The sequence below is a fragment of the Dinghuibacter sp. genome (assembly GCF_035492835.1).
Lineage (GTDB): Bacteria > Bacteroidota > Bacteroidia > Chitinophagales > Chitinophagaceae > Dinghuibacter.
Window position 1 is genome coordinate 1 of the sequence record NZ_DATJIY010000135.1, and the last position, 14,581, is coordinate 14,581.

Consider the following 14,581-nt stretch of genomic DNA (forward strand, 5'->3'; position numbering starts at 1 on the left):
TGCGAAACGTTTCGCAAAACAGGGGAAAAGAGGCACTCCACCCCTCAATTCTTCCTACCGGGCTAAGGGGCAGCGGCAGGCGCGAGCGGGTTGCGCGAGGGCCAAGGGCAGAGCAACCTAGTCGTCCCAATTGAAAGCTACCGCAGAGAAGTCACGGGCCGCGAGGGCGGCGGGGTCGATGAGGAACTGGGCCGTCCCGTGGAAATTCCAGTGGGTGCGTTTTCCCTGGTTGTGGTCGATTTGCAGCAGCAACATCAGGGAGGGGTCGTATTCGAATTCGTATCGCGGGTCTTCCTGGTTGAAGTAGGCGTAGCCGCCGAGGCGATGGCCAGGAAGGGCGAAGACCCTCCAGAGCTCGCGTTCGAGTTCGTCGGCGAGCTCGGGATATTTATCGGAGATTTCTTCGGAGAAGGCGTAGTTGGCGTCGAAGGCGATTTCGCCAGGGCCCATGTAGCCTTCCGCCGGCTGGAAGGAAAGGGCGTGTGGGGTGCGCATGGGCGCGCGACGGTGTTCGAATATCGGGTTCAGGAAGTTGAAATGGGTTTGTGGACTGGCGACTTCGTCAGGCGTAAAATACAATACCCGGAAGTCGGCGGTGTCGAACAGGTCATTGTAGTTGGAGCCATAGTCGTCGCTGGCGACGGTGCAAAAGAATTGCAGGTAACCGGATGTCGGGAAGGGCTCCAGGGGAGGGACCTCGGCGAAATTGATGGTTGCCAGGGGGAACAGGGGATTGCCCGCGGCGTCTTCGGGGTAGGCGAAGCCCTTTGGCAGCAGCGGCAGGTTTCCGAAGCTGCTCCGGGTAGAAGGAAGGTTGGGTGAGGGCGTCGGATCGATCTTTATAAACGGCCGCCGCGATCCGGCTATGGCGGCCCAATGCGCCGCCAGCGGCTCGGAAAGGGTTATCCCTGGGGCGACTTCGATCTTTTGAAAAGGTGTGGACATGTCCTGAAGGTAGGTATTTCTTACCTTTGCGCGCTATGACCAAGGTTACACTAAAACGGAAGATAGCCCCCCGCGTCGCTAACGGGCACCCGTGGGTATTTGCCAACGAGGTGCAGGGGACGGAAGGCGCGGTCGGTGCGGGGGACATCGTACGGGTGGAATCGCATGACGGGAAATACATCGGTACGGGTTATATCAATCCCCAGTCGCAGATCGTGGTGCGCATCCTTTCCCGCGATCCGAAGGAGGTCATAGACGATAATTTCTTCTATAAAAGGATAGCCAGGGCCTGGGAATACCGGCAGCACATCGGGTATACCGAAAACTGCCGCCTCATTTTCGGGGAGGCGGACTTCCTGCCGGCCCTGATCATCGATAAATTCAACGACTACTTCGTCCTGCAGACGCTGGCCCTCGGGATGGACCGGTGGAAGGGTGCGATCGTCGAGGCGCTTCGCAGGATTTTCAACCCCAAGGGCATCTATGAGCGGAACGACGTGCCGGTGCGCGAGCTCGAGGGGTTGCAGCAGGTCAAGGGGCCGATCGGGCCAGCCTTCGACCCGCAGATCATCATCCGCGAGAACGGTCTGAAGTTCCACGTTGACCTCGAGCACGGCCAGAAAACGGGGTATTTCCTCGACCAGCAGGACAACCGCCGCGCGATCAGCGCCATTGTAAAGGATGCGGACGTGCTCGAGGCGTTTTGTTATACCGGGACCTTTGGCGTCCATGCGGCGCACTACGGCGCAAAAAACGTACTGGGGCTGGACATCTCCGAAACCGCGGTGGCCCAGGCCCGTCGGAACGCCGAATTGAACGGGCTCCAGGACCGTTGCGCCTTCGAGGCCATGAACGCCTTTGACGTCCTCAAGGCCTGGTCAAAGGAGAACCGGTCCTACGACGTCGTCATGCTCGACCCACCCGCGTTTACCAAGAGCCGGGAAAACATACAAAAGGCGATCACGGGTTACAAGGAAATCAACCTGAGGGGGATGAAGCTCGTCCGGCCGGGAGGATTCCTGGTGACGTCATCCTGTACCAACCTCGTGCAACCCAACCTGTTCCTGGAGATCATCGCGCTGGCTGCCAAGGACGCCCGCCGACAGCTGCGCCAGGTAACCTTCCGGGCGCAGTCATCCGATCACCCGATCATCTGGGGGATGGAAAACACGGAATACCTGAAATTTCTGATGGTGCAGGTGCTGTAAAACTATTTAGTTACCAGGAACTTCCCCGAATCGATAATATTCCCTGTCCTATCCCGGACCTGATAAATATAAGTGCCCCTATAATAATCGCTCACGTTGAGCGTTAATTTCTGGGGCATGCTGGGGGCTTCATAGACCTTCTTGCCTATAAAATTAAAAATGACAAGCGAGTTGGCCTTGTCGTATTCCTTCTGAAACTCAAAATTGACGTAGGTAACAGCTGGGCTGGGATACACCTTGACCACCTTCTCCGATTCATCCGGATTAGGCATGGGTGTCGTCTGTGCATAGGAGCGACAGGGAGCTATGGCAGCTCCTATTAGGAATAGCGATATGAGTAAAATGCTTCTCAACGGATATTAGGGTACTTTATTACAATCTAAGATACATATTTTCCGGAGGTTTTCCACAAAATGTTGATTATTTTAAATTTCCGGGGCTCGAAGCCGGCGTTGCCCGTTAAAATTCCGGGCACATGGTACTGTTCCGCGTCGAGTTGCTGGCCCGGGTAAAGGCCAGGAAGGACAGCCCCAATTCGAATCCCCCCCGTCCCTGGGAACCGGTTTTCAGGTCGGAGATGTTGGCGTCATAGCTCAGCGAGACGGTATAGGTCCGCATGCTCAGCCGCAACACCGGGATTATATCGCTCTGCCACCGGATAAAGGCCCCCAGGCCCAGTACCTCGTCCGGGTCGTCCGGATCCCCGAACTGATAGGACCCAATCCCCCCAAACATCGTCTCCCGGTAGGGCCCTTGCCGCATATAGTCGGCGTGGAGCTCCATAAAGGTCTCGTCGGAGACGTACATTTTCATACCCGCCGAACATATCCATTTGGGTTGAAGTTCAACGGTTTGGTCGTTATAGAACGACGAATGAGGTTTGTTGAAATGGCCGTATGAAACACCGAGATAGAGGTGGTTTTGGTTGTCGCCATCGAGGGCGGTCGTAAAGGCGATACCGGCCGAGCCATCCAGGTAGGAGATATTCGTATTGGACAGGTTTTCCCCGTCGTACCCACCCGGGTTATCATACTGGTTATCGGTGGTGATCTGGCTCCGGTCGAACCGCCGTTGGGTAAGTCCTCCCGTAAAACCCACGCTGAGGTACATTTCCCGGTCGCTGTTCAGGGACTTCTGATAGGCCAGGGCGGGTTCGAGGACGGTCGTGGTCAGGGAGGCTGTACCCGCTTTGTCGTACATGATCTGTCCGCCGATGGTCAGGAAATCGTCTTGCCGGCCGACGGGCAGCTTGTATTCCCCGCTGAGATAACCGGTCTGGAAGGGCGTGGATATGCTTGTCCATTGGTCGCGGAACATTGCCTGGAGGTGGACGTCCCCTTTATAAAGGCCGGCGAGCGCGGGGTTCTGATAGAGCTGCGCCTCGTAGAATTGCGAGAAGTGGACGTCCTGGGCGCGCGCGGAGAATGCGATAAGGACAAGGATACAAGTGTAAATTTGCTTCATAAACAATGTTTTATCGTAACAGGGTCACATCCCCTTTGAACAGCAATACCTGGTTATTTTCACACACGACTTCGCAGATATACACGAATACGTCCGGCGGCAGCTTTTGCCCGCCGACGGAGCCATCCCAACCGGAAGACCGGTCGTTGACGTTGAAATTGTACCGCTCGAACACCAGTTGCCCCCAGCGGTTGAAGACCCGGAAGGACTTGACCTGGGCCACGCCCTTGCCCCTCGGATAAAAGACGTCGTTCATGCCGTCGCCGTTAGGGGAAAAGGTATTCGGAATGAATACGTTCCCACCCCCGCAGGTCACGAAAACGGTCATCGTGTCCTGGGCGGTACAGCCGTCTTCGTTCCGGACGGTGATGGTATAAAACGTATTGCCCGTGGGGCTGGCGCTGGGATCGGGGCAGCTATCGCAACTCAGCCCGTTTGGCGGGGTCCACTGCCAGGACACCACGTCCGGAGAATAGGTGATATGGAGGGGAAAGGGTACACCCGCCGACGCCGTGACGTCCGGACCCGCGTCGACCGTGGGGATCGGATTCACGTTGATGGTTACGCTTTTATCGATGGCAAAACAATGGGCGCTGTCGCTGCCGGCCACGGTGTAGGTCGTGGTGGCGGGCGGAGTGGCGACGGGGTCTGGTGAAGACGGGTCGGTCAGCCCTACGGACGGCGACCAGCTATAGTAGTCGGCGCCGCTGGCGTGCAACCGGTAATAGCCTCCGAGGCAAACGGTGGTGTCGCCGTTGGTGACGACCTTGGGTGGATGGACGACGTGGACATAGGCGCTGTCCGGCGCAGAACAGCCGTACACCGTATACCCCGTGACAAAAAATTCGGCGTCCCCGGGCGGATTGGCCTGCGGTGCGGCGCATTGGGTACAGCTCAGGTATTGGGCAGGACTCCAGACATATCGATCCGCACCGCTGCCCTGCAGCGTGATGGGTGTACCCTGGCAGAGGATATAGTTGCCACCCCCGCTGGTGGCGGGCAACGGATGGATGGTTACGACCTCGGCCGCGCTGTCGGTGCAACCGTGTGCGTCCACGACCTGGGCGGTGACGTTGTATACGCCTGCCTGGGTGTAGGCGCCGGGGGGTGGGACGGGCGTCGTCGCCTTCTGTCCGTTGCCCAGGTTCCAATACCAACGCAGCGAATCGCCCACGAGGACCGAGGCACTGAACGACAGCGTAACCGGTACGCAGGCCGAGGTGTCCGGCGGGAGCTGGATGGCAGGCGGTTGAAAGACATGGATCGTATCGCGCCACCGGATGGTGTCGGTACAACCGTTCAGCGTGACCACCGCGTGGGTCAGGGTATAGTTCCCCGGTTGCGTATAGGTGTGGGAAGGGTTTTGCAGGCCGGAGGTGACGCCGTCCCCGAAATCCCAGAACCAGCCGCCGACCGCATCGTTGGAGGTCGAGGAGTCCCTGAACTGTACCGACGCGGAGCCGCACCCGCCCGAGCCGCTCAGCCCCAGACCGGCATAGGCCCGGTAGACGTGGATTGGGTTCTGGCCGGTGACCGGGACCTGGCAGTGGTCGATGTTGATCAGGATGATGCGGGGTATGTAGGTGCCGGTATCGGGATAGGTGTGCGTTGTACTGTTCTGCGGACCGGACAGGGTCTCCCCGTCCCCATAGTCCCACACATAATTGACCGAGCTGTCCGAGGCCACTGAAAAATGGGTGACCAGGCTGTCGCACCCCGTCGCCGGGCTATACGTAAAGGTACCCGTCGGTCCGTGGACGATGACGGTGTCGGTAGCCTGATCGGTACACCCGCTCACCCCGGTTACGATAAGGGTGATGATATAGGTTCCCGGATAAGAATAGAAGTGTACCGGGTTGACGTCAGTGGACGTGTTCCCGTCGCCGAAGTCCCAGTGCACGACCGAATAATAGGCCGACTGGTTGGTGAATTGCGCCTCCAGCGGCGGACACGAGCTGACGTGCTGTGGGAGCGTAAAGGCGGCTTTGGGGATCTGGACGTCGATATAATCCGGACGCACCAGGGAGTCGGTGCAGCCCAGCGCGTCTTTTATACTAAGGGTGACGGTGTCCAACCCGGGCCGGGTGTATACGTGGGATGGAGCAAAACCGGGGTTCGTGGCGCTGGCGACGATCCCGTCGCCAAAGTACCACGTGTAGGTAATAGGTGAGACGCCGCCGGTTGACTGGTTGTCGAAGTAGAGCGTCTTATTCACGCATATCACCGTGTCGGAGACGCTAAAGCCCGCCTGTGGTTTTGAGACCAGTACGTTTTGCCGCGTCGAATCGGCGCAACCGCTGGCGTCCCGGATGGTCAGCACGGCCGGCATCGACCCGCCGGAACCGTAAATATGCTGATAGGGTATCGTCAGCGTGGAGTCCACCACCCCGTCTCCAAACGACCAGATATGGCTCAGGATCGGGTGTATCCCGTCGGTGACCGATTGGTCGTTGAAGGTAACCGGCGAACCCGCGCAGACCGCGGTGGGGGACGGGGTAAACGCGGCCGTCGGACCGTTGACGGGCAGGGGTAACGGGGCGGTATAGCTGGTATCGCAACCGTTCAGGTCGGTCACCTTTACGCTGACGGTGTAGGAACCGGGCCGGGGATACACGTGGCTGACCGAACGGACGGTGCCCGTGGTTTGTGTGGTCCCGTCCCCAAAGGTCCAGACGAGCTGTTTGACGGTCGTCGTATCCAGCGCGGCACAGGTGAAGCGGACCGGGGCGCCCTTGCAGGAAGCTGCGACCGAAGCCTGGAAGCTGGGATCGGCCATGATGATCTTCACCTGGGCCCTGGACGTTTCGGTACAGGTCCCGTTGGTCACCTGGAGCGTTACGGTGTAGGTCCCCGGGCTGGCATAGGTGTGCGTTGGGTTTTGGTTGTTGCTGGTACTGCCGTCGCCAAAATTCCAGGTCCAGGAGGTGGCGGCCTCGCTCTGGTCGGTGAAGACACGCGTCATCCGCTGGCTGCAATCGATGGGCGCGGAAAAACGCGCCACCGGTGGCGCGATATGGATATAGAGCGGTCGTATCGCGGTGTCGAGGCAGCCATTGTTCCCCGCCACCAGCATTACGGTGTAGGTACCCGTATCCCCATAGGCGTAGAGCGGATTACGGCTGGTGGACCCGACGGTCTGGCTGCCGTAGAAATACCAGCGCCACTGGTCCACGGGGTTTGGCGTCTGGTCGGTGAACTGGATCGATGTGCCTACACAACTGTTGGTGGGTGTCGCTACGAATGCCGCCGCGGGTTTGGTACCCACCTGTACCGCGGGGGAGTCGGTCACGGTGGCGGTGCAACCGCTGGCGGTCGTGATGGTGAGGCTTACCGCGTAGGTGCCCTGGGCGGTATAGGTATGAGAGGGCGTTTGCAGGGCGGATGTCACGCCGTCCCCAAAGGTCCACAGGTACCCCGTCACCGGGTCGCTCGTGCTTACCTGTGCGCCCGGGCTCAGGGTAAAGGGCAGACACCCGGACGCGGGTACGCCCGTCAGGGTGATCGTCGGCGAGGCTATCGTGATGTAGTTCGGTTTGACGACGGTATCCGCACAGCCGCCGGCGCCCGTAAGGATCAGGCGTACAGTATAGATGCCGCGGTGGGTGTAGGTGTGCGCCGGATTTTGCACGGTAGACGTCTGGCCGTCCCCGAAGTCCCAGGCATACGACAGGATACCTGACGAATCGGTGTTGAATTGCACCGGGAAGGGGGTGTTGCAGCCATTGGTTTTGTCTGCCGTAAAGGCTCCGTTGGGTACCACGCCCACCACCAGCGGGCGGGTGGTGGAATCGGTGCAGGCCCCGGCGTACACGACCAGCGTTACGGAATAGGTCCCGGGTTGTCCGTAGGTGTGGCCCGGGCCCGCCAGGCGCGACACCTGGCCGTCCCCGAAGCGCCAGAGGATGCTGTCCGCGTGCAGACCGGTCGTATTCTGGAACACGACGGGGCTTTTGGTGCAGGCGGTGGGTGCGCTGGTGGTGAACGTCGCGACGTTCTGACCAACTGAAATGTAGGAGGTGCGCGTCAGGGTATTGATGCAGCCCATCGGGCTGGTCGCCGTAAGCGAGACCGTGTATAACCCGGGCTGACTGTATATATGGGTTGGCGATGCGTCTAAGGAGGCTAAGCCATCCCCGAAGGACCAGGCATACGACAATGGGCCCGGACCACTACTGGTATTGGCAAAGACGACGGTATCCGGCGGCTTGCAGCTCGCCGTCGCGCCGGCGCCAAAGGCGGCCTGGACCGGCGCGGGCACGTCGATGTAGTTGACCTTGGTCGTGGTGGCGGCACAGCCGTAGTTGCTGGTGACCTGCAGCGTGACGTTAAAGCGTCCGGAGGCGGTATAGGTATGTTGCGGGTTTTCGGTGGAGGCCGTGATACCGTCCCCAAAGTCCCATTTCCATTGGACGAGGGAGCCCTGAGCGACGGTGGAGCTGTCGGTAAACGCGGTTGCCAGCGGCAGGCACCCCGTGGTGTCACGCGCACCAAAAGCCGCTACCGGGACGGGGTAAACGTTGATGTATTGCGTCTTCGTAACGGAATCCACATTCCCTGCGGCGTCGGTTACCACCAGGGTGACCGTGTACGCGCCAGGGGTGAAGTAGGTCGCGGCCGGGTTGGCGATGGAGGATCGGTTGCCGTTGCCAAGCTCCCATCGCCAGGAAACCGGGTTCCCTTGCGATTGATCGGTGAATTGCACCAGCAGCGGAGAGCAACCGTTTGGCGGGCTCGCGCTAAAGGCTGCGTGCAATTGGGCGTCCACCCGTGGGATCGCCAACAGGAGCAGCAAAGGTAGGATCCCCCATCGCCGGGGTCGCCTCATAGGAATAAACAGATCGAATACGTGCATAGAGAGTACAGGAATACTTAATATCCTGGACTGCACACGGCCTACTGTAGCTTAGGAGACAAGCATGGTAGGGACGGATCAAAAACGGGAAATATGCTTTAAAAAAGGATAAGAGTTTTCAGACTGCTAATATACGATTCGAAATAGGAATATATGCAATTTTCAGGCCATCAGTTTGTAGATATCCGTGTACTTCGCCCCTACGTACCGCAGGAAGACGACTGGGTCCAAACCCGCGCCGGTGGCTTGCCGGCACAAATTTTCGCTGTCGTAATATCGCCCCTGGCTATGGATTTTTTCGCGCAGCCAACCCAGTATCGGGCCATAGTCGCCTTTACGGGTTCGTAATTCTACGCCCGGCAGCGATCCGGTGCAGGCTTCGAACAACTGGGCCGCGTACAGGCTGCCCAGCGTATAAGTGGGGAAATAGCCAAAGCTGCCGTGACTCCAGTGGACGTCCTGCAAACAACCCTGCCGGTCATCGGGAACGGTAACGCCCAGGTACTTACGATAGGCGTCCGCCCAGTAGCCCGGGATGTCCCGGGTGGTCAGGCTGCCGTCGATCAGCGCTTTTTCCAGCTCATACCGGATGACGATATGGAAGTGATAAGTGAGCTCGTCCGATTCGGTACGTATCAGGGAGGGCTCGACGCGGTTGATGCCTTCGTAAAAGTCCCGCGTAGTTATACTGCCGAAGGTGTTCGGAAAATACGATTGTAAAACGGGCCATAATCCTGTCCAAAAAGATTCGCTGCGGCCGAGGTTGTTTTCCCACAGCCGGCTTTGGGACTCGTGTATCGACAGGGAGCAGGGTTCGCCCAGGGGCAGCCCGTACTCGCTCACGGGCAGTCCCTGTTCATAGAGGGCGTGCCCCCCTTCATGGATACAGCTCCAGGTCATGCTGGTAAAATCGGACTCGCTGATGCGCGTAGTCACCCGGACGTCCGTGGCGGAGAAGTTGGTGGTAAAGGGATGCTCGCTCAGGTCCTGGCGGGCGGCCGTCATGTCGAGCCCCATCCGGCCCAGCAGGTCCAGCCCCCACGCCCACTGGCGGTCCTTGGGAAAGTGCCCGTGGAGAAAGGCGCTCTTCACCTGGGGTGCGGCCTGGGTCCGGTCGAGCAGCGTCTTCAAGGGCGGGATGAGATCCCCAAAGAGGCCGTCCAGCCAGGCGACGGTCGCGCCCCGTTCAAAATCGTTGAGCAACGCGTTATAGGGATGCCCTTCGTATCCCTTGAGGTCGGCCTCCTGACGTTTCAGGGAGACGAGCTTATCGAGCGTGGGCGCCAGTACCGAAAAATTGTTGGCTTTCCTGGCGGCCATCCAGGACTGGAATGCGCCGCTGACGGTTTCGGACAGGCGGCGTACGAAGTCGGACGGGAGCTTTTCTTCCCGTTCGTAGTCCTCCAGGCTTCGGGAGACGTTACGGCCCTGGCGGTTGTCAAGGGTGGCGCCGGTCAGCCCGCGAAGCAGCGCGCCCATATCCCCCGCCGTAAAATGCCGGTGCGAAAGCTCGCTCAGCGTAGCCAGCTGGCGCGCCCTGGCGTCCTCTCCCCTGGGGGGCATATAGGTTTCCTGGTCCCATTGCAATACGGCCGCGCTGTAACGCAGATCGGCCACCTGTTGCATTTTGTCGACGTAAGCCGCGTAGGTCTGTTCCATAGGCGTCAAATGTACACCGGGACCCGGCAACGTTCCCGGTATAAATGCAATTTCTTCTTCGTACTTTCAACCAAAGCAACCAACTGCCATTTCCCATGAGGAAAGCCTACCTCTTCGTTCTGTTTGCCATTGCCGGCCTCTCCCGGTCAAACGCCCAGCAAAAACCGGGCGTGGAAAGCATTCTAAAGACCCTTTCGGACAGTTTCCCTCAGGAGAGGCTGTACCTGCACCTCGACAAAGACCGCTATATGGCGGGGGATACCGTTTGGTTCAAAGCCTATTTCAGCTCCGGCGGTTTCCCCGGCGGCTCCAGCACCGGTATGCACGTGGAGTTGTTCAACGCAGCCGGGAACCGGATCGTCCAAAAGTACTTCCCGGTTTTGATGAGTAAATTATCGCTGGGCGATATCGAGCTTTCCGACTCGCTGACCCAGGGGTTGTACACCCTCCGCGCCTGGTCGGACTGGATGAGTAATTCCGATCCGGATTTTTTCTATCACCAGGCCATTCCGGTATACGCTGCGACGGTGACGCCCGAAAAGGGAAGGACTCCTAAAAAGAGGGATGTCGCGGCGGCGGCCTCATCCCCGGTCGAGCCGGCGCCGGCCCCGGGCGTGGACGTCCAGTTCCTGCCGGAAGGCGGGGACGAGGTCACCAACGTCCAGGGCGTGGTGGCTTTCCGCGCGACCGACCAGCGCGGCCTGCCCGTGGCCGTAAGCGGGCGTGTGGTGGACGACCTGGATACCGTCGTCACGGATTTTACCACGATGCACGACGGGATGGGGCTACTCCAGCTCACGCCGGTCAAAGGCCGGACCTACACGGCGGTGGTGCAAACACCCCTCGGCCAACAGCGGTTACCGCTTCCCGTTCCGCGACCGGACGGCGTCGTCCTGAACACCCGGACCACCGCCCGCGGCATCGGTTTCCTGCTGCGCGCGGATACGCTGAGCCGCTACCTGGGACAACCGCTCCAGGTCGTCGCCAGCCTGTACGGGACCCTGGTCTTCAGGGCCAAGACGACCTTGTCGGCGGACAACCCGGAGATCAGCGGATTCATACCCACCGATAAATTCGTGCCCGGTATCGTGACCCTTACGCTTTTTGCACCGGATGGCGAGCCCCTGGCCGAACGCGTAGTCTTTATCCGGCCCTCGGACATCCGCCGCGCGGCGACCCTTACGCTGGATACGCTGAACCTTGGGGCCAGGGGATACAACGCCTGGAACCTGCACTTCGACGACACCACAACGGGCTATATGTCGGTATCGGTTACCGACGCCGACGTGCTTACGCCCGAACCGAACCGGCGGAATATCCTGACCGGCTTGCTGTTGGAAAGCGACCTGAAGGGCAACATCTACAACCCCGGTTTTTATTTCAGGGACGACGCCGACAGTACACAGGCCCTGCTCGACCTGGTCATGCGCACGCACGGCTGGCGCAGGTTCGACTGGCGGGCGCTGGAGGCGGGCCGGCTACCCGTCATAAAATACACCGACAAGAACTACCTCAGCTTCCACGGGCAGGCCCGCACCGAGTCCGGTAAAAAAGCGGTAACCAATACCCTGCTCACCATGTTCCTGCGGGGGAACGATTCGACAAAAAAGCTCATGATCACCCAGCTGGATTCCGCGGGGAACTTCACCCTGGATGGACTCGTTTTTTTCGATACCGCCCAGGTATATTACCAGGTCAACAAAAAGGGATGGGCCGGTGAAAACGTCCAGCTCCGTATGGACCCGACGCCCAATTTCCCGATCAGCAGGGAACAGCTCCTGGGCGCCGTGTTTCCGGAAGGGGAACGCGACACCGCGTTCGTCGGCAAGGGCAACCGGGAGGCCGACCTGCTCGCCGGTCTCCGGCGGCTGCAGCGCGCCAAAGAGCTCCAGGAGATCGTCATCAAGGGGCATAAGAAAACGCCTTTGGAAGAAATGGACGCGCGCTATACGAGCGGCATGTTCGCCGGTGGCGACAGCCACAATTTCGACCTGGTCAACGACCATTTCGCCTCCAGTTATATAGATATCCTGACCTTCCTCCAGGGCCGGGTGCCGGGTCTGATCGTCTCGGGCGCTTACCCCAATAGCTCCGCGCGTTACCGCGGTGGCACCCCCGCTTTTTTCGTAGATGAAGTGAATACCGACATCAACATGTTGGAAGAAATCCCCGTCACCGACATTGCCTATGTTAAGGTGTTCCCGCCACCGTTCTTCGGAGCGACGGGTGGCGGACCCTACGGGGCCATAGCGATCTATACCCGCCGCGGCGGCGACGAGACCGTAAATATGCCGGGGCTGAAGCGTCTGACGCTGCTGGGTTACGCCCCGATCCGGACGTTCTACAGCCCCGTGTATACCAACCACGACAGTACGGGCGCCTATCCCGACTACCGGACGACGCTGGCCTGGTCTCCCTTCCTGTTCACCTCGGGAACGAGCCATACGGTGCCGGTACGGTTTTATAACAACGACGAATGCAAACACGTCCGCATCGTGGTGGAAGGCATCGACGAGGATGGGAAGCTGTTGCACTTCGAGCGCGTCGTGGACGCCACGGGGAGCGGCGCGGTTGCGTCTCCGGGGAGCGGCGCCGCCAAAAATCCGTAGTTTGCAGCATGCGGATACAAGACATCATCGACGTCCTGGAGGGGGTGGCACCCCCGGTCTACCAGGAGGACTTCGACAACGCGGGTCTGTTGGTGGGGGACGCCAACCGGCCTTGTTCCGGGGTACTCTGCACCCTCGACGCCACTGAAGAGGTAATCGGGGAGGCGGTGACGCTGGGTTGCAACCTGGTGGTGACGTATCACCCCATCATCTTCAAGGGCCTCAAACGCATCACAGGCAGGACCTATGTGGAGCGCGCCGTACTGGCAGCCATCCGTAACGACATCACGATCTATGCGATCCATACGAACCTGGACAACGTCCGGGGCGGGATGAACAGCCGGATCGCTTCCGCCCTGGGGCTACTCGGGGTGGAACCCCTGGAGGCTAAAAAAGGGTTGTTGAAAAAACTTTTTGTATTCGTGCCGGTGGCGCACGTATACGCCGTACGGACGGCGCTTTTTGCCGCGGGCGCCGGACACATCGGCAAATACTCGGCGTGTAGCTTCAACAGCCCGGGTACGGGGACCTACCAGGCGGGTGAGGGCGCCAACCCCTATATCGGGTCGGTAGGGGAGTTCCACCAGGAACCGGAGGTGCGGGTGGAGGTCATTTTCCCGGGTCGCCTGGAGGGTGGCGTGTTAAAAGCCATGCGCGCGGCGCACCCTTATGAGGAGGTTGCCTACGACGTAGTTACGCTGGATAACGCCTACCAGGATGTGGGCATGGGCTGGATCGGAACGCTCCCGGAGCCCCTGCCGGAGGAGACCTTCCTGCGCGCGCTGAAAGAAACCTTCCTTCTGAGCGTCGTCAGGCACTCCCCCCTGCTGAGCCGGGAAGTCCGCAGGGTGGCGGTTTGTGGGGGCGCCGGGGGTTTTTTGACGGGGAGCGCCCTGGGCGCGGGGGCGGACTGGCTGGTGACCGCCGACCTGAAATACCACGACTTTTTCGGGGCGGAGGGGCGGATCGTCCTGGCGGACATCGGACACTTTGAAAGCGAGCAGTTTACCCCTGGTCTTATCCATGACATTTTGAGCGAAAAATTCCGTACCTTTGCGCTCTTCGTCTCGAAGGTCCGGACTAACCCGGTCCGGTATTATTTATAAATCGTTAATAATCAATATGGCTACGGTTAAAGATTTCTCTGTAGAAGAAAAACTGACCTCCCTCTTGACCGTTCAAAAGGTAGAGAGCAAACTCGACGAGATCCAGGTACTGAAAGGGGAGCTCCCCATGGAAGTAAGCGACCTGGAGGACGAGATCCAGGGGTTGCACGCCCGCAAGCGCCGTGTGGAAGAGGAAATCAACGGGATCCAGGAGTTCGTCAACTCTAAAAAGGAGATCATCAAGGAGGCCGAAGCCCTGATCAAGAAATACGAGAAGCAAAGCACCAACGTCAAGAATAACCGCGAATTCGAGGCCGTCAACAAAGAAATCGAGATGCAGACGCTCGAGGTCAAGCTGGCCGAAAAGCACATCAAGGACGCCGGCGAAGAGATCACCGAAAAGGCCCGTCACCTCGAATCCGCCAAGAAGGCTGTCTCCAACAAGGAGACCGTCCTGCAAGGCAAAAAGGGCGAGCTGGAAAAGATCATCGGCGAGACCGAAAAGGAAGAAAGCCACTACCGTAAACTGGACAACGAGGCCCGCGCAAAGGTCGACGAGCGCCTGCTGGCCAGTTTCGATCGCATCCGCAAGAACTACCGCAACGGTCTGGCCGTCGTGCCCATCGTCCGCGATGCCTGCGGCGGTTGTTTCAATGCCATCCCCCCCCAGCGCCAGAGCGACATCAAGCAGCGCAAAAAAATCATCGTTTGCGAGAACTGCGGACGCATCCTGGTGGA

9 protein-coding genes are annotated in these 14,581 nt (G+C 59.5%); 4 read left to right on the forward strand and 5 right to left on the reverse strand.

The features are described from left to right. Nucleotides 1-117: 117 nt before the first annotated feature. On the reverse strand, nucleotides 118-945 hold the full coding sequence (locus VL547_RS12540) for a YwqG family protein (protein WP_325578223.1): 828 nt from the start codon (nucleotides 943-945) through the stop codon (nucleotides 118-120). 35 nt (nucleotides 946-980) lie between these two features. Between VL547_RS12540 and VL547_RS12545 the strand changes: the two genes are divergently transcribed. Continuing rightward, nucleotides 981-2,153 carry a class I SAM-dependent rRNA methyltransferase gene (locus tag VL547_RS12545; protein ID WP_325578225.1) on the forward strand — a complete coding sequence of 391 codons (1,173 nt, stop codon included), beginning with the start codon at nucleotides 981-983 and terminating at the stop codon, nucleotides 2,151-2,153. A 2-nt stretch (nucleotides 2,154-2,155) separates the two neighbouring features. Here VL547_RS12545 and VL547_RS12550 read toward each other — a convergent pair whose 3' ends face one another. The 4 genes from VL547_RS12550 to VL547_RS12565 all read right to left on the reverse strand — a co-directional run bounded on the left by VL547_RS12550 (nucleotide 2,156) and on the right by VL547_RS12565 (nucleotide 10,128). Then, on the reverse strand, nucleotides 2,156-2,425 hold the full coding sequence (locus VL547_RS12550) for a T9SS type A sorting domain-containing protein (protein WP_325578227.1): 270 nt from the start codon (nucleotides 2,423-2,425) through the stop codon (nucleotides 2,156-2,158). Nucleotides 2,426-2,612: 187 nt separating this feature from the next. Beyond that, nucleotides 2,613-3,617 (reverse strand): PorP/SprF family type IX secretion system membrane protein, encoded by a 1,005-nt coding sequence (locus VL547_RS12555; protein WP_325578229.1) that lies wholly within the window; start codon nucleotides 3,615-3,617, stop codon nucleotides 2,613-2,615. A 10-nt stretch (nucleotides 3,618-3,627) separates the two neighbouring features. Continuing rightward, nucleotides 3,628-8,442, reverse strand: a complete 4,815-nt coding sequence (locus VL547_RS12560) for a PKD domain-containing protein (RefSeq protein WP_325578231.1) — start codon at nucleotides 8,440-8,442, stop codon at nucleotides 3,628-3,630. Nucleotides 8,443-8,631: 189 nt separating this feature from the next. Beyond that, nucleotides 8,632-10,128, reverse strand: coding sequence for a carboxypeptidase M32 (locus tag VL547_RS12565; RefSeq protein WP_325578233.1), 1,497 nt, complete (start codon nucleotides 10,126-10,128; stop codon nucleotides 8,632-8,634). Between the two features lie 95 nt (nucleotides 10,129-10,223). On the opposite strand from VL547_RS12565, the gene VL547_RS12570 reads away from it, so the two are divergent. The 3 genes from VL547_RS12570 to VL547_RS12580 form a co-directional block, all read left to right on the forward strand. Beyond that, complete coding sequence (locus VL547_RS12570; protein ID WP_325578234.1) at nucleotides 10,224-12,737, forward strand: hypothetical protein; 2,514 nt, start codon at nucleotides 10,224-10,226, stop codon at nucleotides 12,735-12,737. A gap of 8 nt (nucleotides 12,738-12,745) precedes the next feature. Next, nucleotides 12,746-13,843, forward strand: a complete 1,098-nt coding sequence (locus VL547_RS12575; protein WP_325578235.1) for a Nif3-like dinuclear metal center hexameric protein — start codon at nucleotides 12,746-12,748, stop codon at nucleotides 13,841-13,843. A 16-nt stretch (nucleotides 13,844-13,859) separates the two neighbouring features. Further along, on the forward strand, nucleotides 13,860-14,581 hold a 722-nt coding region (locus tag VL547_RS12580), incomplete at its 3' end, for a zinc ribbon domain-containing protein (protein ID WP_325578237.1).